19 protein-coding genes are annotated in these 20085 nt (G+C 62.2%); 7 read left to right on the top strand and 12 right to left on the bottom strand.

Annotation, left to right across the window (positions count from 1 at the left end; genetic code table 11):
* Positions 1-110: 110 nt before the first annotated feature.
* The 7 genes from REA38_RS02870 to REA38_RS02840 all read right to left on the bottom strand — a co-directional run bounded on the left by REA38_RS02870 (position 111) and on the right by REA38_RS02840 (position 7203).
* Positions 111-671, bottom strand: coding sequence for a hypothetical protein (locus tag REA38_RS02870; RefSeq protein ID WP_033654200.1), 561 nt, complete (start codon positions 669-671; stop codon positions 111-113).
* On the bottom strand, positions 655-1221 hold the full coding sequence (locus REA38_RS02865) for a GNAT family protein (protein WP_308884921.1): 567 nt from the start codon (positions 1219-1221) through the stop codon (positions 655-657). The genes REA38_RS02870 and REA38_RS02865 overlap by 17 nt, the downstream gene beginning before the upstream one ends.
* A gap of 123 nt (positions 1222-1344) precedes the next feature.
* The gene (locus tag REA38_RS02860) at positions 1345-2064 is read right to left on the bottom strand and encodes an enoyl-CoA hydratase-related protein (RefSeq protein WP_308884919.1); all 720 of its coding nucleotides are present in this window, start codon (positions 2062-2064) and stop codon (positions 1345-1347) included.
* A complete protein-coding gene (locus REA38_RS02855) occupies positions 2057-3229 on the bottom strand; it encodes an MFS transporter (protein WP_308884918.1) in 1173 nt (390 codons plus the stop codon). Before REA38_RS02855 ends, REA38_RS02860 begins: the two co-directional genes overlap by 8 nt.
* Complete coding sequence (hemA, locus tag REA38_RS02850) at positions 3226-4437, bottom strand: 5-aminolevulinate synthase (RefSeq protein WP_033646541.1); 1212 nt, start codon at positions 4435-4437, stop codon at positions 3226-3228. The genes REA38_RS02855 and hemA overlap by 4 nt, the downstream gene beginning before the upstream one ends.
* 15 nt (positions 4438-4452) lie before the next feature.
* A complete protein-coding gene (locus REA38_RS02845; RefSeq protein ID WP_079656414.1) occupies positions 4453-5664 on the bottom strand; it encodes an acetyl-CoA C-acyltransferase in 1212 nt (403 codons plus the stop codon).
* Positions 5665-5673: 9 nt separating this feature from the next.
* On the bottom strand, positions 5674-7203 hold the full coding sequence (locus REA38_RS02840; RefSeq protein WP_308884915.1) for a 3-hydroxyacyl-CoA dehydrogenase NAD-binding domain-containing protein: 1530 nt from the start codon (positions 7201-7203) through the stop codon (positions 5674-5676).
* A gap of 335 nt (positions 7204-7538) precedes the next feature.
* Between REA38_RS02840 and REA38_RS02835 the strand changes: the two genes are divergently transcribed.
* The 3 genes from REA38_RS02835 (at position 7539) to REA38_RS02825 (ending at position 9723) form a co-directional block, all read left to right on the top strand.
* Positions 7539-8255, top strand: coding sequence for an autoinducer binding domain-containing protein (locus REA38_RS02835; protein WP_308884913.1), 717 nt, complete (start codon positions 7539-7541; stop codon positions 8253-8255).
* A gap of 181 nt (positions 8256-8436) precedes the next feature.
* Positions 8437-8865, top strand: a complete 429-nt coding sequence (locus REA38_RS02830) for a universal stress protein (protein WP_033637941.1) — start codon at positions 8437-8439, stop codon at positions 8863-8865.
* 177 nt (positions 8866-9042) lie between these two features.
* Positions 9043-9723 carry a hypothetical protein gene (locus REA38_RS02825; RefSeq protein WP_033637942.1) on the top strand — a complete coding sequence of 227 codons (681 nt, stop codon included), beginning with the start codon at positions 9043-9045 and terminating at the stop codon, positions 9721-9723.
* A 45-nt stretch (positions 9724-9768) separates the two neighbouring features.
* Here the strand turns inward: REA38_RS02825 and REA38_RS02820 are convergent, their stop codons facing one another.
* The 5 genes from REA38_RS02820 to REA38_RS02800 all read right to left on the bottom strand — a co-directional run bounded on the left by REA38_RS02820 (position 9769) and on the right by REA38_RS02800 (position 16066).
* Complete coding sequence (locus REA38_RS02820) at positions 9769-10782, bottom strand: Ldh family oxidoreductase (RefSeq protein ID WP_033654194.1); 1014 nt, start codon at positions 10780-10782, stop codon at positions 9769-9771.
* A 19-nt stretch (positions 10783-10801) separates the two neighbouring features.
* The gene (locus REA38_RS02815; RefSeq protein ID WP_039566648.1) at positions 10802-12367 is read right to left on the bottom strand and encodes an APC family permease; all 1566 of its coding nucleotides are present in this window, start codon (positions 12365-12367) and stop codon (positions 10802-10804) included.
* Between the two features lie 44 nt (positions 12368-12411).
* Positions 12412-14028: an aldehyde dehydrogenase (NADP(+)) gene (locus REA38_RS02810; protein ID WP_308884910.1), complete on the bottom strand. Its 1617-nt coding sequence runs from the start codon at positions 14026-14028 to the stop codon at positions 12412-12414.
* 54 nt (positions 14029-14082) lie between these two features.
* Complete coding sequence (locus tag REA38_RS02805; protein ID WP_308884908.1) at positions 14083-15003, bottom strand: dihydrodipicolinate synthase family protein; 921 nt, start codon at positions 15001-15003, stop codon at positions 14083-14085.
* Between the two features lie 208 nt (positions 15004-15211).
* On the bottom strand, positions 15212-16066 hold the full coding sequence (locus tag REA38_RS02800) for an AraC family transcriptional regulator (RefSeq protein WP_033637947.1): 855 nt from the start codon (positions 16064-16066) through the stop codon (positions 15212-15214).
* A gap of 389 nt (positions 16067-16455) precedes the next feature.
* On the opposite strand from REA38_RS02800, the gene REA38_RS02795 reads away from it, so the two are divergent.
* From REA38_RS02795 to REA38_RS02780, 4 genes are read left to right on the top strand one after another with little or no spacing between them, the layout of a single operon-like run.
* Entirely contained in the window at positions 16456-17403 is a 948-nt protein-coding gene (locus tag REA38_RS02795) for a 4-hydroxyproline epimerase (protein ID WP_033654191.1), read from the top strand.
* Positions 17403-18527, top strand: a complete 1125-nt coding sequence (locus REA38_RS02790; protein WP_039566646.1) for an FAD-binding oxidoreductase — start codon at positions 17403-17405, stop codon at positions 18525-18527. Before REA38_RS02795 ends, REA38_RS02790 begins: the two co-directional genes overlap by 1 nt.
* On the top strand, positions 18524-18784 hold the full coding sequence (locus REA38_RS02785; protein ID WP_033637952.1) for a (2Fe-2S)-binding protein: 261 nt from the start codon (positions 18524-18526) through the stop codon (positions 18782-18784). Before REA38_RS02790 ends, REA38_RS02785 begins: the two co-directional genes overlap by 4 nt.
* On the top strand, positions 18777-20051 hold the full coding sequence (locus REA38_RS02780; RefSeq protein ID WP_308884903.1) for an FAD/NAD(P)-binding oxidoreductase: 1275 nt from the start codon (positions 18777-18779) through the stop codon (positions 20049-20051). The genes REA38_RS02785 and REA38_RS02780 overlap by 8 nt, the downstream gene beginning before the upstream one ends.
* Positions 20052-20085: the final 34 nt, after the last annotated feature.

Here is a 20085-nt window from a genome sequence, read left to right as displayed (position 1 = left end):
CGAAAAAATCCCCGCAGGGGGCGGGGTCAATGGCTTCTCACTACTATCTTGTTGTGATTAAAAAATAGGCTGATAATGATTTTCATTCTCTAAGAATGCTCTTAAATAAATCAGCCTGGTGAATGATTCACCGCCGGCTTTTCGCTGACTGTTTTAATGGCGCGCAACATACGGCGGCGTATCAGCCCGCTGACCAGGCGAATCGCATACCAATAGGGGGTAAACCGCCGCCGGCTGGCGTCGTCGGGGCAGAAGATGCGCGTTTCCGTCACCAGGCGGCAGCGGCCGTCCGGCAGAGGGCTCACGACATAACCCAGCGCCAGTTTGGCGACGCCGGGCTTAACGAAGGCCAGAAAGCCCGCCCCGTCAGCGACCTGCTCCAGACCGTATTCAGCCTGCCAAAAGCGGCCGATCAGGCCATAGACCAACGCGCTGTCATCCTGCTCAAGCAGGCAAAAGTTATGCAGGCCAAACGGCGGCGGGCTGGGTTTATTGCGTGGCATCAGCCGCGCGGGCAATTCGCGCAGCGCTATCATGCTGCGGAAAAAACGGTCGTGCTTGGGATCGTAAGCGGCCACGGCCGCCAGGATCCGCGCCTGTGGCGCGGCGATGGCGATCGCATGCCGCTCCGAGAACTGGTATTGCCCAAGGTATTTATTCAGCAGCGTCATGCTTTGCATTCTCCCGCCATTCGCTTTGCAGCAGAGCGAAACCGAATTCGTCGCCCCACGCGCCTTTGAAAAACACGTTTTGCCGCCAATGGGCCTCGCGCCGAAAACCCAGTTTGCCGAACAGCGTGGCGGCGGCAAGATTACGCGCGTCCACCACCGCAGTAATACGGTGCTTCGCCAGCGGCCCGAACAGCAGGGCGATGACGGCGTTCAGCGCCTCGCGCGCCAGCCCTTGACGCTGGTGGCTGGGCGCGAAGGTCACGCCCAGTTCAGCCTGGCGCCCCTCATCGAAGAAATGCACCGCGATATCGCCGAGCAACGCGCCGTCCTCGCGGCGCTCGACCGCCAGTTGAAACCAGCTGTCGTCACGGTTGAAGTCGAGCCGCCGTTGCTGTGCGAAAAAGGCCTGCGCATCGGCGGCGCTGTAGTCGCTCCAGCTTTGGTAGCGCGCCACGTCCGGGTGGCTGCGGTAGGCGGTAAAGTGGGGCAGATCGTCGGCGGTGAACGGGCGCAGGCGAAGTCTGGGGGTCAGCAGAGGCAAAAGGCGCATTGTTTTTCCTTATCAGCGCATTAGGGCTAACGGCAGTGTAGCCCAGCGCCAAGAGGCGGGCTGCGTAAAATGAGCGGTGGCGGAAAAGCGGGAAATGCCGGTTCAGGCGAACCGGCGGGATAATTATCGGCGGGCGGCAGCCTGGCGCAGGCGCTCGACCGGGCCTTGTTGAAAAGCGAATGAGGGGGCTTCTTGCCGTGCCAGCCCCTGGCGCACGATGGCCTTCACCGTTTTGCTGGCGGCAAGATCTTTTGCGGCGATCTGTTCGGCGATGCGCAGCGCCTCTTCCCGGGCCGCCCCCTCGCTGATACGGGAAATGGCGCCGTGCGACAGCGCCTCCCGTGCGCCGACGGTTCTGCCGGTTAGCAGCCAGTCGAGTGCGACATAGGGGGAAATGCGCGTCGGCAAGCGCGCGCATCCACCTTGTGCGGCGACTAACCCGAGCCCGGTTTCGGGGAAACTGAAGCGCGCGTTCTGGCCGGCGACGATCAGATCGCACGCCAGCGCCAGCTCAAAGCCGCCTCCGTACGCGATGCCGTCAACGGCGGCGATGATCACCTTGGCGATCTGCGCATGGATCAGCCCGCCAAACCCCTCCGGCGTGACGATGGGCAGTTCGCCCTGACGGAAGGCGTCGACATCCATGCCGGCGGAAAATACCGCCGGTTGACCGGCCAGAACGATCGCGCGCACCGAGTCATCGTTATCCGCCTGCCGCAGGTAAGTGCGGATCAGCTCGGCCATCTGCAGGTTGATGGCGTTCTTTTTTTCCGGCCGATTGAGGGTGATGACCGCAACCTGCTCGCCATGGCGCTCATAAAGCACCGGAAGGGCTTTACTCATTGCCGGTCTCTCCCCGGAAAAACAGCAGTGTCAGCAGCAGGGCGATGGCGCCGAGCGGCAGCGAAAACAGCGGCAGGTAATAGGCCGGCAGCGCGTAGAGCGTCAGGCCGCCCAGCATGCCGCCCGCCGCGATGCCGGCGTACAGCACCGAGCTGTTGAGCGACACGGTCAGCGCGCCAAAGCGTTTCGACAGCGACAACAGGTGATGCTGGATCGGCACCAGGTACATCCAGCCGGTGATGCCCCAGACCAGAAAGATGGCCAGCACCCACCAGGCGGAAGTGACATAAAAGGCCAGCAGGAACAGGGACAGCGTCTGGATCGCCACGGAAAACAGCAGCACGAACTTGCTGCCGAGGGCATCGGTTAACGCGCCGGAGGCAAAGTTGCCGATCACCGCGCCAATGCCGAACACCAGCAGCGCGAGGGGCAGGATCGCCTGCGGGCCGAACTGGGTGTTTTTCAGCAATACGCTGACGTAGCTATAGACGATGTGTTCCGAGCAAACGGCGAAAAAGGTGATCAGCAGCGTGGTCAGCACCGCCTTTTGCCGCAGCGGGGCGAGCCGCTCTTTCAGCGAATGCTTGCCCGGCGGCGCGATGGCGCGCAGCGCCAGCGAAAGGCCCAGCAGCGCAATCGCCCCCAGCAGGGCGATGAACAGGAAGATTTCACGCCAGCCGATCAGTTTGGCGAGAAAGGTACCGAACGGAATGCCGAGCGCAATAGCCAACGTCATGCCGCCATAGACGATGGAAATGGCCAGGCCGCGGCGTTTTTCCTCCACCAGCCCCACCGCGGCGGCGGCGGCCTGCGGCGTGTAACAGGCTGCTCCCAATGCGGCCAGCACTCTGCCGAGCGAGATCTGCAGGTAGCTGGTGGCCCAGGCGCAGGCCAGGTTGCCGGCGATGAACAGCACCAGCGCCAGCTGCAGGATATGCTTGCGGTTGACGTTGCCCAGCAGCCAGGCGGTCAGCGGCGCGAACAGCATATAAGCCAGTGCGAATACCGATATCAACTGCCCCGCTTGCGCAGGGCTGACGGCAAAGGTGTCGGAAATGTCGCTGAGCACGCCGGCGACGATAAAGGCGTCGGTGCCGATGGCGAACGTGCCGGTCGCCATCAGACAGAGCGTGACCAGATGGCCGTTATAATCCGCTAACGTCATCCCGCCCTCCGCAGATCGTTCGCCGCCCAGACCCGCCCCAGCGCGGCCAGGAACGTCTCCACGTCGGCATGGGAGTGCGCCGAGGTCGGCGTCACCCGCAGCCGCTCGCTGCCTGCGGGCACCGTCGGCGCATTGACCGGTTGCACGTAAATATCATGCTCATCGAGCAGCACTTTGCTGATGTGTTTGTTGCGGTGCGGATCGCCGACCCTCAGCGGCAGGATATGGCTGTCGGCCGACACCAGCGGGATGCCGGCGGAGCGCAGGCCGGTTTTCAGGTGATCGACGATCGCCAGCAGGTGCTTGCGCTGGGTGTCATGCTCGAGGTTGTATTTAAAACTGGCCAGCGCGGCGGCCACCACCGGCGCCGGCGACGAGGTGCTGAAGACGAATGCCGGAGCCCAGCTGCGCACCGCCTCCACCACCGAGCGGGGCGCGGCGATATAACCGCCCGCCGCGCCGTAAGATTTGCCGAACCCGCCCTGAATAATGGTGATTTTATCCAGCAGGCCCAGCTGTTCGGCGTAGCCCAGCCCCCGTTCGCCATAGACGCCGGCGGAGTGGATCTCGTCGAGATAGGTCAGCGCCTGATATTGCTCCGCCAGCGCCACGATCTGCGCCAGCGGGGCGAAGTCACCGTCCATGGAATACAGCGACTCGAAGGCGATCAGCTTTGGCCGCGCCGGATCGGCGGCCTGCAGCAGTTCGGCAAGGTGTGCCACGTCGTTGTGGCGGAAGATCTTTTTCTCCGCTTTGCTGTAGCGGATACCGTAAATCATCGAGGCGTGATTCAGCTCGTCGGAGAACACGATCAGATCGGGAATGGCGTCGCACAGGGTGGACAAGGTGGCGTCGTTGGCGCCGAAACCGGTGGTGAACAGCAGCGCCGACTCTTTGCCGTAGGCGCTGGCCAACAGCGTTTCCAGCTCACTGTGGTAGACCGAGGTGCCGGAAATGCTGCGGGCGCCGCAGGTGCCCAGCCCAACCCGGTTAACCGCTTCGGTGGTGGCTAGCAGCACTTTGGGGTGGTGGCTCATCGCCAGATAATCGTTCGAGCACCAGACGTTGAGGCGGCGCTCACCGTGGTGCCCGTGGCTGGTGGCCCAGGGTTTGTCCTGCACGCCGCGTTCAAGGTTGAGGAACTCGCGAAAACGCCCCTGTTTTTTGGTTTCCGCCAGCTTTTCTTCAAGAATGTTCAGTACGCTCATCGTATGTTCCTTGTGTTAAACGGCTTTAAGGTTTAATGACAGACCCTGACCGACGCCGACGCACATCGTCACCAATGCGTTGCCGGCCTGCCGATCGCGTAGTTCCAGCGCCGCCGACAGCACCAGGCGCGCGCCGGACATCCCCAGCGGGTGACCGAGCGCGATGGCGCCGCCATTCGGGTTGACCCGCGCGTCGTTGGCGTCGATGCGCCAGTGTTTCAGCGCCGCCAGAACCTGTGAGGCGAAGGCTTCGTTAATCTCGATGATGTCGAAGTCGTTCAAGGTGAACCCGCCGCGCTGCAGCAAGCGCTCGGTGGAGGCGATCGGCCCCAGCCCCATCAGCGCCGGTTCAACGCCGGCGGCCGCGCTGTCGCCGATCTCCGCCAGCGGTTGCCACCCCTGGCGTTTCACGTAGCGCCCGGAAGCCAGCAGCAGCGCGGCGGCGCCGTCGTTGATGCCGGAAGCGTTGCCCGCCGTGACCGAACCGCCGGCGGAGAACGCCGGTTTCAGCGCCTGCAGCTGCTGCAGCGTGCTGAGGCGCGGGAACTCATCCTGCGCGAATGTACGCGTGGTCTTGCGATCCGCCGGCACGTCCACGGGCGTGATTTCCCGCGCCAGCCGGCCGCTGTCGATCGCCCGGCGGGCCTTTTGCTGCGAGGCCAGCGCGAACAGATCCTGTTCCTCGCGCGAGATGTGCTGCCGTTGGGCCACGTTTTCCGCCGTGATGCCGAGCGGATCGCTGCCGTAGCGCTCCGCCAGCCGCGGGTTAACAAAGCGCCATCCCAGCGTGGTGTCATACAGCTTCACCCCCTTGTCGAACGGCGTGTCGCCCTTGCTCAGCACATAGGGCGCGCGGCTCATGCTTTCCACGCCGCCGGCCAGAATCAGTTCGCTAAGGCCGCTGCGGATTTTCGCCGCGGCGTAGATCACCGCATCCAACCCAGAGGCGCAAAGGCGGTTGAGGGTGATGGCCGGCACCGACGGATCCAGCCCGGAAAGCAGCGCCGCCATGCGGGCGACGTTGCGGTTGTCCTCGCCGGCCTGGTTGGCGCAGCCCAGCACCACTTCGTCCAGCTTCGCTTCCGCCGCCGGATTGCGCTGCAGCAGACTGCGAATGATCGTTGCCGCCATGTCGTCGGGGCGGGTATGCGCCAGGCTGCCGCCATAGGCGCCAATCGCCGTGCGCGTGCCGTCGATCAGATAAACGCCGTCATCGTTAATGCTCATCATGGATCCTTAAGGCGTGGTCGTCAGCGCCGGTTGCGCGGCGTGTAGAAGGGTGTAATGCGGCGCATAGCGTGCCGCGTGCAGCAGCTGCGCCAGGTTGCTCAGCGTCGTCCTGACGTTTTTCTCCCCCAGGCTATCGAGCCAGCCGAAAATGCCGTCGGCGTAGTTAACGCCGGCGACGGCGGCGACATCGATGTCTTCCCGGCTGCAGACGCCGCTTTCCACCATGATCACCGACTCGTTGATCAGGCTGCTGAGGACGCGGGCGACGATCAGCGCCGGGGAGTCCTTGATAAATTCAACCTGCGGGATTGCCGTGTGCAGCAGGCGTAAAAACAGCGCCTTATTGGCCGCAGAGGCGTGGCGGTTGTGCGCTGCCACCAGATACGCCGTGTCGGCGTAGTTCAGGGCGACATCGACCACAAAGGCATCCGCCGCCGTCAGCTCCGCCAACTGGCTCGCCGTGCGGCCATCGGTGACGCTGACGGTGAAAGCCTCATTGATCTGGACGGCCGGCCCCAGGCCCGGTAAGGCCGGCCGTTGCTCCACGCGCAGCCGTGGCCACTGAAGCGCGGCCCGCTGTTGCAACAGGGTAAAAAAAGGGTGTTCGCCGTAAACGCGCAGCGTCTCGACGTCTGCATCGGTGGCGGCCGTTACCGGTAAGGCGTTTTCTTCGGCGGCAAAATAGGAGCGGCCGTTCTTTTTCCCCAACAGACCGGCATCGACCAGCGAACGCTGCAGATGGCCGGGGGTATAGCGCGGATCGTATTGCATGTCCTGCCAGATTTGCCGGCTGACCTGATAGTTGATGTCCTGGCCGATAAAATCGGTCAGCTCGAGCGGCCCCATGCGAAAGTGCCCGCCGGCCTTGAGGGCGCGGTCGATCTGCGGCGCGCGCGCCACGTGTTCTTCCAACAGGCGGAACCCTTCCAGGTAGTAGGGGCGGGCCATGCGGTTGACGATAAACCCCGGCGTGGCCTGGCAGACGACATCGCGTTTCCCCAACGCGGCCACCAGCTGACGGCAACGTTCGGTGGTGGCGCGTGCGGTAAAGTAGGCCGGGATGATTTCAATCAGTTTCATCAGCGGCGCGGGATTGAAAAAGTGCAAACCGATAAACCGCTCGCTGTGCGTCACCGCGGTTGCCAGCTTGTTAAGCGACAGTGAGGAGGTATTGGTGGCGATCAGCGTGTCGGGCTTGACCGCCGCGGCGATGGCCTCCAGCACCTCAAGTTTGGTTTGCTCTTGCTCGGCGATGGTTTCTATCACCAGATCGCTGTCGGCGATAGTCTCAAACACCGAGGTGAACACCAGATTGGCCAGCACTGCGCCTTTATCCTGCAGCGCAATCTTGCCCTGTTCGACTTTCTTGTTCAGGTCTTGCGCGATATATTCGCGAGCCTGATTGAGGGTATTGCCGTTGCGATTATAAAGCACCGTGCGAATGCCTTTTTGCGCGAAAAGATAAGCGATGCCTCTGCCCATCGTTCCCGCGCCGATAATCGCAGCCGATTGAATTGCCGCATTACTTTCTGCCATAGAAAATCCCCGTCACTGTATGCCATGCGAAATTCGCAAATGCTTATTATCTCTTTGGATTTACGGCGGCACCGGGTGCCTGTCTGGAAAGTAATTGGCGGTGCCCTGGCTGTCTAACGGTAGAAATGACAGGTTTACGCGCCGAGGATATTATGCTATTCGCGTAGTTTTCCTGTGCGGCGCAATAAAAAGGCTTATTTTAAGGGGAATAGCTGTTTTCGTTATAGCGTTGGTATTTTTTATTATATGAAACGGCTACTGACGCCGGACGGCGATATTCTATAGTGAGTCTGACCTATCGATAAATCGGCATCGCTATCTGGAGAACCTGCGTTATGGATACCCGCATTCAACGGCTCATGGCGGAGGTGATTGGCTGCCTGGCCGATCGCGAACGTTTTCTGACGCAGCTGGGGCCCTGCGCTGAGGCGTTGGGGTTTGATTATTTCTCTTACATCGTGTTTTCCTGTTATCCGGCCAGCCGCCCCAAGATGCTGATCGAAGGGAATTTTTCAGCGAACTATCTCGAAGATTATCGGCGGCAGCGGGTGTATTTGCAGGATCCGGTTATTGAGCGCGCTCACCATTCCACGCTGCAGTTTCAGTGGGACGAAAGCTTTTATCACGAGCGGCCGCTGCTTTGGCGGCATATGGCGCAGTTCGGCCTGTGCGCCGGTTGGTCGCAGTCGGTCAAGGATTGCTATGGCCGGCTGGGGATCCTGACGTTTGCCGGCAAAGCGCTACCCGAGCAAATGCCGCAAGCGCGGGCGGCAAATGAAACCTTCTTCCTTTGGCTGGCGCAAACCGCCCATAAAACGCTGCGTGAAGCCTTGATCTCGGTGAACGACGACGCGATAAAAGATGTGCTGACGCTGCGCGAAAAAGACATCCTACGCTGGTGCAGCGAAGGGAAAACGGCGGAAGAGATCGCGCTGTTGATGGGGGTGAGCGAGCGCACGATCAATTTCCATATCGGCAACTCGATTAAAAAACTTTCTGTCGCTAATAAGACCGCCGCCACCGCCAAAGCGGTTTATTTGCAGCTGATTTAATCTTGAGTAATAAATAATTAAGTCCCTATCCGTTATCGGCGTGATGTTTATATTTTGTTAAATTAAGAACTGTCCTTATTCAGTATTTACCCCCCGATCACAAAAGCGTGATAAAGCGATTCACCGCCGCCGTGCGCGGCAGTATTCTGTAGGCACCCGGTTTACATAGAAAGGACGTGATATGTACAAGACTATTTTAGTGCCGATCGATATTGAAGAGGATCTGTTGACCGAGCATGCGCTGAAGCATGTGGAATATTTGGCGAAGCTGTCCGGCGCTAAAGTGCATTTCTTCCATGCGCTACCGGATGCCTCGGCGTTTGTTACTGCCTATTCGTTCGGTCTCAAGGAGTTTGAGAATCAGGCGGAAGTGAAGGCGGTGGATAAACTGAAGAAAATCATGTCGGAAATCGATCTGCCGTTGGATCGCCTCAATTACACCGTCAGCTTCGGCTCTGCACGCGATCAGGTGTTGGAACTGGCGGAAGAGATCGACGCCGATCTGATCATCATCGGTTCGCGTCGCCCGAGCGTGAAAACCTATCTGCTGGGATCTAACGCCGCCGCTATCGTTCGCCATGCCAATATTTCGGTAATGGTGGTCAGATAATCCGTCTTAAGCCCACCGTTTTCGGGCGCGTTCTGCGGTTGCCGGCCGGCAGCAGAGCGTGCCTGGCGCTTTATTGCCATCTCAGCCTGAGCTGCTACGATTTTAGCTGACGTTTTTATGCCAACCGGGCCACCGGCTTTGCGCATATTCTTCATTTCAGCCAGAAGAGGGGCAGCTATGCCATTAGAAGTCGATGGGATTATCAGAGGCGATCGGGGCAGTGAACCGAGCCGTTGGCAGCATGCGTCAACCAAGCCGCTTATTACGCTGACCTGGCATCACACCATTCCCTGGAACTGTTTGCGTAATGTCTGGAATGGTCTGGTGGCGGGGCAGCATTGGGACGCGCTGGATGAGTTTATGAACCTGATCGGTGTGCCAAACCGCGCCGAGGTGCTCAAACAGATCAAAAATAAAAATCTGCAGGATCGCGATGGATTACACACTCTGGTGACCTGGCAAGGATGGAATATCGTCGAGGGGCCAGGTAACGAATATCGCGCGCAGGGGGACGATCCCGGCGAAAACTTCGACGGTTGGTCGGGTAAGGGAATGAGCACTAATCAGCAAGCGACGCTGCAGCAGGTCAACGTGTTGTATCAGGTGATGGCGCCGTTGGGAAGCCGGGCGCTGGATGCCGCCAGACAGGCGCCGCCCATTACCGCTGAGGAAGCGGGCGTCTTGCAACGGACGATTAAACAGACCCGCCCAACGTTGCGAGGAAAGGAACCGATCCGGTGGCAAGAAGATATGTGGCATCAGGTGCAGCCGGGTAAAGAGGCGAAACACTTTGCCCGCTGGGACACCAAACCGGTGTGGCGCAAGCGCCTGCACAGCGATCTGGCTCAGGCAGGATAAGCCTTTCCCCGCGCCGGGTTGCCGGCGCGGGGCATTAACCCGGCGCTAATCGCACAGCGCCACGATTTCGTCGTACAACGTCCTGGGGATTTCCACGCCGTATTGCTCGCTCTGGCGCCGCTGCCGATAACGGCGTTCGCCGGGGATGCGTGCGCCTTGCGCCTGCATATCGGCAAACATCGCCTCTGCTCCGGCGAAATATTTCGCCTTATCCGCACCGAGAAAACGCTCGGGATCCAACGCGATGATCAGCTCACCGCCGTAAGGCGACGAACCGGTGCCGTCGTCATAGGCCAGCGATTCCTTGCTGGTCATATCGCCGATCAGCGGCCCGGCCAACAATTCAACCATCGCCGCCAGCGCCGAGCCCTTATGCCCGCCGAAGGTCAGCATTGCACCCTCCAGCACGCTGGCGGCATCGGTGGACGGATTGCCCGCCTTATCAATGCCCCAGCCTTCAGGCAGCGGGGTGCCGGCGCGGCGATGCAGTTCGATTTCGCCGCGCGCCGCCGCGCTGGTGGCCATGTCGAACAAAAACGGCGGCCGATCCGCACGCGGCCAGCCGAAAGCGATGGGGTTGGTGCCGAACAGCGGTCGCGAACCGCCGGCCGGCGTCACCCACGCGTGGCTGGGTGTGCAGGCCAAGGCCACCAACCCCTGTTCGGTCAGCGGTTCGATGTCGGCCCACAGCGCGGAGAAATGCACGCAGCGGTTGATCGCCAGCGCGGCGATGCCATTGGCGCGCACCTTCTCGATAAAGACCGGCAGAGCGGTGCGGTAGGCCAGCAGGGAAAACGCGCCGCCGGCGTCGGCGCGCAAGATGGCCGGCGCCTGGTCGAACAACCTGGGCATCGCATCGGCAGAGACCTTGCCTGCCCGCAGCGATCGCACGCAGCCCAACAGCCGGTATAGCCCGTGAGAAGCGCAGCCGTCGCGTTCGCCCTGGGTGACATTTTGCGCCACCGCCTCGGCATGCGCCGGATTGAAACCGTTGCTGCGCAGCGTACGCAACGCCAGTTGATAAGCCTGTTCCAGCGACAGCACGTGCATGGATGTCATTTCGATGTCCTCCCCGAGTTCATTCTTCTTCATCGCCGATAAAATTGGCCTGGGGTAAACAGGTATAGGCGCCCCAGTAGTAAATCGCCAGCGCAATCACCGCCATGGTGAGGGTGTCCCACGGGTGGGCAATAGCGCCGATGCCGCCGAAGCTGCTGAGATAGGAAAGCCCGATCACCAGCGCATAGAAGACGATCAGCCACAGCGAGGACCAAATTTGCTGCCGGAGGCTAACGGCATGGGTCGGTACCTGATTCTTGAACAGGATGTAGATGAAGAACATCAGGATCTGCAAGCCGAGCAGCCAGGAGACGGTGTCCCAGCCGGACCAGAAGACGATCAGCGCCGAAATGATAAACGACAGCGGGCCGAGCACGCAGAAACCGCGCACCCGGAACGGACGCGGCATATCGGGCGCATTGCGCCGCAGCCCGGCGGCGGTGACCGGGGCGATGGCGTAGCTCAGCACCAGGGCGGCGGACACCACGCCGATCAGCTTTTCCCACGACGGGAACGGCAGCGTCCAGAATATCGAGAGAGCGAAGGTCAACCACAGCGCCGGGCGGGGGATGCCGGAGTCGCCATCCACCCGGGTGAACAGTTTGAAGAAGGTGCCGGCGCGCGCCCAACCGTAGATCACGCGAGGCGTGGCGTTCATATAGATGTTGCCGGTGCCGCTCGGCGAAACGATCGCGTCGCTGACCACCAGAAACGCCAGCCATCCCATGCCGAGCGTGATGGCGATGTCGCGGAACGGCAGAGAGAACTGTTGGCTGATGCCGGCCCAGCCGCCGCTCAGCATCTCGCTGGGGATACTGCCGAGAAACGCTATCTGCAGCAGCACATAGATGATGGTGGACAGCACCACCGACAGGATCAGCGCGATGGGAATGGTGCGCTGCGGCCGTTGCACCTCGCTGGCGACCGAAATGATCGGCGTCAGGCCGAGGTAGGCAAAGATGATGCCGCCGGCGGAAATGGCGGCCTCAACGCCGGCGGAACCGAAGGGGGCAAAGCCCTGGCTGTGCAGGTTTTCCGGTTTGAAAAAGCTGAACAACACCACGATCACCAGCAGCGGCACCAGAAACTTCAGCACGCTAATCAGGTTATTGGATTTGGCGAAGGTTTTGACGCTGTAATAGTTGAGCGCGAAGAAAAAGCACAGCAGCGCCAACTGCACCAGCCAGCCGACCGGGGTCGGGTCGCCGGAACCCGGCTGACTGAGGAACGGGAACCAGGCGGCGGCGTACTGCCGGGCGGCGACGACTTCGATGGCGATCAGGCTGGAGAAGGCGATCAGCGTGATAAATCCCAGCAGATAACCCATCAGTTCGCCGTGTGAGAAGACCGGATAGCGAATGATGCCGCCGGCGCGCGGCAGGGCGGCGCCCAGCTCGCAGTAGACGATGCCGAGCAGCAGCACCGCCAGGCCGCCGATCAGCCAGGAATAGATGCCGGCCGGGCCGGCGATGGAGGAGACATGGCTGGCGGCGAACAGCCAACCGGAACCGAAGATGGCGCCCAGACCGATGAACGTCAGATCGGTGAGCGTAAGCTGCTTCTTGAATTTGCCTTGGGTTGTCATGGTATTACCCTTTTGTTATTGAGTGGCAGGCAGATGCGGCCGGGCTAATTTTGGGCAGGTGAAACCAGGGGATCTCGGGTGTAAACGCCGTTCACCAGCCGTAGCAGGTTGAGCGGGTTGGCGTCCTGCAGCGCCGGCGGCAACAGCGCTGCGGGGGTGTTTTGCAAACAGACCGGCCGCAGGAAACGCTCGATGGCCAGCGTGCCCACCGAGGTGCCGCGCGCGTCGCTGGTGGCCGGATAAGGGCCGCCGTGCACCATGGCGTCGCACACCTCCACCCCGGTCGGATACCCGTTGAACAGCACCCGACCGGCTTTGCGCGCCAACAGGGTCGTCAGCCCGGCGGCCATCGCGAGATCGTCGTCGTCCGCCAGCAGCGTGGCGGTCAACTGGCCTTGCAATGCCGCCAGCGCCGCATGCAGCTGCGCTTCGTCATCCATCGCCACCAGGATGCTGACCGGGCCGAAGACCTCTTGTTGCAGCAGCGGGTCGGCCTGCAGCAGCAGCGCCCCCTCCGCCTGATAAAGCTGCGCCGCCGCGCGAAGAGCGGGCGTTTCGCTGCGGCCTGCCAGACGCCGCATACCCGGGTGGGCATCGAGGGCCGCCAGCCCGTGACGGTAGTGCCCCAGTGTGCCGGCATTCAGCATCGGCTGCGGCTCGGCGGCGTTGACCAGGGCGCTCATCGTTTCGGTCAGCCGCTCGAAGGCGGCGCCGCGCAGCGCGACGATCACGCCGGGCTTGGTGCAGAACTGACCGCAGCCGAGCGTGAAGGAAGAGACCAATTCCTGTGCGATGCGCTGCTCGCGCCGCGCCAGCGCCTTGGGCAGGATCACTACCGGGTTGATGCTCGACATTTCGGCGAAGACCGGGATAGGTTGAGGGCGTTGCGTCGCCAGATCGAAGAGCGCCCGGCCACCTTGCAGCGAGCCGGTGAATCCCACCGCCTGAATCGCCGGATGTTGTACCAAATCGGCCCCCACGCGGTTGCCGAAGATCATGTTGAAGACGCCGGCGGGCATCCCGGTGCGTTCCCGTGCGCGCTCGATCGCCTGAGCGGTCAGCTCCGCGGTGATCATATGGCCGCTGTGCGCCTTGAACACGATCGGGCAGCCGGCGGCGAGCGCGGCGGCGGTATCGCCGCCCGCGGTGGAAAACGCCAGCGGAAAGTTGCTGGCGCCGAAGACCGCCACCGGGCCGAGCGCCGTGCGGTATTGACGCAGATCGGGGCGCGGCAGGGGGGAACGCTGCGGCAGCGCGCAGTCGATGCGCACGCCCTCGACGTCGCCGCGCCGCAGCAGCGTGGCGAACAGCCGCATCTGGCCGCTGGTTCTGGCGCGTTCGCCGCTCAACCGCGCCTGGGGCAAGGCCGTTTCCTGCATGGCGAAGGCGAAGAAAACATCATCCAACGCGTCTATCTCCTCGGCGATGGCGTCGAGAAAGTTAGCGCGTTGTTCCGCGCTGAGCTGCGAATAGGGCGCAAAAGCCGCGGCGGCGGCTTCGGCGGCGGCGGCGGTTTCTGCCGCCGTGGCCTGGTGGAAACGGTAGTCGGTCGGCTGACCGTCGTCGGCGCGCAGGCTGAGCAGCGCCGCTTCCCCTTCGGCGCGGCGCTGGCCGCCGATAAATTGTTGGCCGCTGATGGCGGCATAGCGAGCGTTGGGCATCGGTTCCCCCGGTAGAGAAAGCATGACGCCCGGCATGGCCGGGCGGTGAAGGCGTTACAGGCCGACGTTCGGCAGCGACGGGCGAGTGGCCAGCGCTTTATCGATCATGGCGTTGATCTCGCTGAGCGTTTCCCCCTGCAGCGCCAGGCGCGGCGGACGAGTGACGGCGCTGCCGCGGCCGACTCGCTGCTCGCAAAGCTTGATGCACTGCACCAGGTCAGGGCGGGCATCGAGGTGCAGCAGCGGCATGAACCAGCGGTACAGCGCCAATGCTTCCTCATAGCGTTTTTCCTTCGCCAGCCGGAACAGGGTTTCCCCTTCGCGCGGGAAGGCATTGGACATGCCGGAGATCCAGCCTTGCGCGCCGACGGCGATGCTTTCCAGCACCACATCGTCCAACCCGGCGAACAGCACGAAGCGATCGCCGACTTCGTTGCGCAGATCGATAAAGCGGCGGGTGTCGCCCGACGAGTCTTTGAAGCACACGATGTTCTCGCAGTCGACCAGCGAGGTCAGGATGTCGGGCGTGACGTCATTTTTGTAAATGGGAGGGTTGTTGTAGACCATGATCGGCAGATCGGTCGCGCCGGCGACGCTGCGGAAATGCGCGGCGGTTTCGTGCGGCTTGGCGGAGTAGACCAGCGCCGGCATCACCATAATCCCGTCGACGCCGGCCTTTTGCGCTTCACGCGCCATATTCTGCGCGAAGGCGGTGGTGAACTCGGCGATGCCGGCGATCACCGGCACTTTACCGTCGGCGGCGTCTCTCGCTACTTCGATCACCGCCAGCTTTTCCTGCACCGTCATTGAGGTATTTTCACCGACGGTGCCGCACACCACCAGGCCGGAGACGCCGTCGTGCACCAGGTTTTTGATCACCGTATGAGTGGCGTCGAGATCCAGAGAGAAATCGTTGCGGAACTGGGTCGTCACCGCCGGGAATACGCCGCTCCAGCTTATGGCTTTATGGCTCATCGTGTTTGTCCTGTCGTCCGTAAGTGTTAATGAAAAGTGAATCTTTGGTAAGGCTCACCGACAGATTGACCGGTATTGCGCAGGGAGGCTTGACGCTTTTCGCCGATTGCCGCGACGAAATTGGCACAATGCCGGCGGAACGCGGGCGTGAAAAATCCGGGCGCCGGCGCACCGTGAAAAGAGGGGAGTAACCAGATAAATCAGCGCGTTAAGCGGAAAGCGTCAGGCGGAAATCGCGCGGCGTGGAGCCGGTCATCGCTTTGAACTGACGGCTGAAGGCGCTGTGATCGGTGTAGCCGCACTGCAGCGCGATGTCGGTGATCGGCAGATCGCCGGCCAGCAGTTCCGTGGCCTTTTCCAGCCGCACTTTATGGATCATCTGGCGCGGGGTGAGGTGGAAGATACGTTTGCAGTAGCGTTCGATCTGCGCCACCGACAACCCGGTCAGCGCCGTCAGTTCCTCAAGCGCGATCGGCCGGGCATAGTGGCGGCGGATGTGTACGTCGATCGCCGCCAGCCGTTGGTAGGCCGGGTGATTGGCCCTGGCCTCCTGCAGATCGTGAGAAATACCCGCCATACCGATGATTTTTCCCTGCGCATCATACAGCGCCAGCTTTTGCGTCAGGCACCAGCCGGTTTCTCGGCCGTTGTACAGGTGCATTTCCAGTTGATCCTGGATCAGCACGCCGTGGCGCAATACCCGCAGATCCTGTTCGGTATAGCCGGATCCGAGCTGAGCGGGAAAAACGTCGGCGGAGGTCTTGCCCAGCAGCGGCGTGACGGTTTTGAAACCGCAGCGCCTGGCCAGCGTGAGGTTGGCCAGCAGGTAGCGGGCCTGGGCGTCTTTGATAAAGAACACCACGTTGGGGATCGCGTTCAGCAACGGCGCGATCAGCGCCAGCGTATTCAGCAGATCGCGCAGGTTGTTCGGGCGCTGCTGCGCCAGCCCGTCGCACAGGCGTGACAGATGTTCGACGGCAAAAACGTCCTCCTGCTCCGGCAGCCCCACGAGTGAAGGCGGCGAGAGAGAAACCGGAGGCTGATAGTCTGAAGTGGATCTCATAGCAGTCCCTTTTCGGTCGTTAGCCGGGAAAACAGGCGGGTCAGGTTGATGTCTTCGCATCAATATTAACTTTTCTGTAACGAATCAAGCGCTATTTCCGGCCACCTGCCAAATATGCGGATTGCCGCATACTTTTGCCGGACGGCGCGTGGCGGTTGCTTGAAAACTGCGGCGTTTCTCGTCATGCGGAGATTTAGCATGAAAGTAAAGCCATGATAAATAAGTTATTGTTATGGCATTCGTTAATGTCATGCCCGCAACGCGTCAGGCCTGACTTTTGTCACTATGCTGATTTCTTCATTCGCCGCGCCGAAACGCATCAAGCCGTTAAGCCCACATTCGTTCAGGCTAACGCTATTGGTAACATCTCATTAACTCAGGAGACGCCGATGGCACTTTCTGCGCATATCACCGCTTTGCGGGCGATCGATTCTCATACCGGCGGAGAGCCGACCCGCCTGATCGTGGAAGGTTTTCCCGATCTCGGCGCGGGCAGCATGGCGGAACGGCGGGCGCGCTTCGCGCAACATTATGATGATTGGCGCTGCGCGGTGATGCTCGAACCGCGCGGCAATGACGTGCTGGTGGGGGCGTTGCTGTGCCGACCCTGCTCGCCACAGGCCACCGCCGGGGTGATCTTCTTTAACAACAGCGGCTATCTGGGCATGTGCGGGCACGGCACTATCGGGCTGATCGCTTCGCTGGCGCACCTGGGGCGCATCCACGCCGGGCGCCATCTGATAGAAACCCCGGTCGGCCCGGTAAACGCCACGCTGCACGAGGACGGCAGCGTCACGGTAGAGAACGTGGCGGCTTATCGTTACCGCCGCCAGGTGCGGCTTGAGGTGGCGGGTTACGGGCCGGTGACCGGTGACATCGCCTGGGGCGGCAACTGGTTCTTCCTGATCGGCGAGTCGCCGTTGTCCATCGATAAACAAAATCTGGAGGCGTTGACCGCGTTCACCTGGGCGGTGCGGCAGACGTTGGAACAGGCGGGCATTCACGGTGAAGACGGCGGAGCGATAGACCATATCGAACTGTTCGGTGACGATCCGCAGGCCGACAGCCGCAGCTTCGTGCTGTGCCCCGGTAAAGCCTATGATCGTTCCCCGTGCGGCACCGGCACCAGCGCCAAACTGGCGTGTCTGGCGGCGGACGGCAAACTGCCGCCGGACACGCAGTGGCGGCAGGCCAGCGTGATCGGCAGCGAATTCCAGGCCTATTATCGTTGGAACGGCGATCGCATTGCCCCCTTTATTCGCGGGCAGGCCTACGTGTGCGCCGATAGCCAGCTGCTGCTCGACGAACGCGATCCCTTCGTCTGGGGAATACGCTGATGGGTGCCGAGCGGGGAGCCGATGTCATCGTGGTCGGCGCCGGCATCATCGGCGCCGCCTGCGCTTGGCGGTTGGCGCGGGAAGGCTATCGCGTCTCGGTGGTGGACGATCGCCGCGCCGGCGCCACCGCCGCCGGCATGGGGCATCTGGTGTGCATGGACGATAATCCGGCCGAGCTGGCGTTGAGCGCTTATTCGCTGCGGTTATGGCGTGAAGTGACGGGGCGCATGCCGCAAGCGTGTGCCTGGCGCGGCTGCGGAACGCTATGGCTGGCGGATAAAGCGGATGAAATGGCCATCGCCGAGCAAAAGCGGGTGCGGCTGGCGGAGCAGGGCGTGGCCGCGGAATTGCTGACGGCGGAACAGATCGCCGCCATGGAGCCGATGCTGCGGCACGGCCTGGCCGGTGGGCTGCGGGTGCCGGGCGACGGCATTCTGTATGCGCCGCTCGCGGCTCGCTGGCTGTTGGCCGACGGTGGTGCGGCAATCGACGTGGTGCACGGCGAAGCGGCAGCGCTGGAAGAGGGAGCCGTGCGGCTGGCGGACGGCAGACGCCTGGCCGCGCCGGTGGTGCTCCTGGCGTGCGGCCTTGGGGCCAATGGCCTATTGCCGCAGACTTTGCTGTACGCCAAAAAGGGCCATCTGGCGATCACCGATCGCTACCCGCTGCGGGTGCGGCATCAACTGGTGGAGTTGGGGTATGGGGCCAGCGCGCATGCCAGCGACGGCACGTCGGTGGCATTCAATGTGCAGGCACGGCCCACCGGGCAATGGCTGATCGGTTCTTCTCGCCAGTTCGGCGCCGTCGATTCGGCGTTGGACATGCCGCTGTTGGCGGCGATGCTTGCGCGTGCGCAGCATTTCTTGCCCGCACTGGCGCAGATGAACATCATTCGCTGCTGGACCGGGCTGCGCGCCGCCTCCGCCGACGGGCTGCCGCTGTTGGGCGCGCATCCACGGTATTCCTGGCTGTGGCTGGCACTGGGGCACGAGGGATTGGGCGTCACGACCGCCCTCGGCAGCGCTGCGCTGATCGCTGCGCAGATCGGCCGGCAAACGCCGGAGATTGACGATTCCCCGTATTTGGCGGCGCGGGCGTTTGCCGCCGAGGAGCTGCCTGTATGAATGAAAGACAAAACACGATCACGTTGAGCATCGATGGCGAGCACCGGCGGGTGCCGGTTGGTCTCAGCGTTGCTGCGGCGCTCAGCCTGTGCGGCGACGATCGTTGTCGGTTGTCTGTTTCACATCAACCGCGCGCTCCCTTTTGCGGCATGGGCGTTTGTCAGGAGTGCCGCGTGACCATTAACGGTCTGCGTCGCCTGGCGTGCCAAACGCTGTGCCAAGCCGGCATGCGCATTGAGAGGAGCGATGATGAGTAACTTAGACTGTGAGGTGCTGATCGTCGGTGCCGGGCCGGCCGGCATGGCGGCGGCGCTGGCCGCGGCGGAAAGCGGTGGCCAGGTGCGAATGATTGATGATAATCCGCATCCCGGCGGGCAAATTTGGCGCGATGGGCCACAGGTGGTTTTGCCTGAAACGGCGAACCGCTATCGGCAGGCGGTGGCGACGAAGGAAAATATTGCGCTGCAGCCCGGTTGCAAGCTGGTGGCGCAGTGTGGCGCTAACCGATTGGCATATGAAGACGCCGAAGGCTGCGGCGTGATTCGCTATCAAAAGCTGATTCTATGCAATGGCGCGCGTGAACTTCTGCTGCCGTTCCCCGGCTGGACGCTGCCGGGGGTGACCGGCGCCGGTGGTCTACAGGCGCAAATCAAGCAGGGGTTGGCTATCCGCGGCGAGCGAGTGGCGATAGCCGGCAGCGGGCCGCTGCTGTTGGCGGTGGCGAACAGCGTGAAACAGGCCGGAGGCGAGGTGGTACTGGTGGCTGAGCAGGCGCCGCTTTGGCGGTTGGCGGCGTTCGCCGGCGGCCTGTGGCGTTGGCCAGGCAAGCTGCGTCAGGCGTTTTCTCTGATGCCGCATCGTTACCGTGCCGGTAGCCGGGTGCAGGCGGCGTTGGGGCAAGAACGTTTAACCGCGGTGCGCGTCAATAACGGCGGGCGGGAAAGAACGATCGCCTGCGACAGGTTGGCCTGCGGTTTTGGTCTGGTGGCGAACATTGAGTTGGCGATGCTGCTGGGGTGTCGGATAGAACACGACGCCGTAGCGGTGGATCATTGGCAGCAAACCAGCCAGGTGCAAATTTTTGCTGCCGGGGAATGTACCGGCATCGGCGGCAGTGAATTGGCGCTCACCGAGGGCGCCATTGCCGGTTATGCTGCCACCGGGCAACGGGAAAAGGCGGATCGCCTGGCGGCGCAGCGGCGGCGATGGCAGCGTTTCGCCACGGCGGCGGCCAGTGCCTTCGCTCTCGATGAGCGCTTGGATTCGCTGGCCAAACCACAAACGCTGCTGTGCCGCTGTGAAGACGTCATGCTGGAACAGGTGCGTCATCAGCCGGATTGGCACACGGCCAAGCTGGGCAGCCGCTGTGGCATGGGGGCATGTCAGGGTAAAGTCTGTGCGACGGCGGCGAGGCAGCTTTTTGGCTGGCCTTTGCCGCCGCCGCGTGTGCCTTTAACGCCGGTCAGAGCGGAAACGTTGGTTGCGCTGGGGCTGCTTGGCGATGACGATGACGACGACGGCTGAATGGGTTAGCGGGCATTCCGCACCCGGCAAACGC

It is taken from the genome of Serratia sp. MF1(2023) (assembly GCF_030954545.1).
GTDB classification, from domain to species: Bacteria; Pseudomonadota; Gammaproteobacteria; order Enterobacterales; family Enterobacteriaceae; genus Serratia; species Serratia sarumanii.
This window is presented reverse-complemented; position numbering and strand designations above follow the sequence as displayed.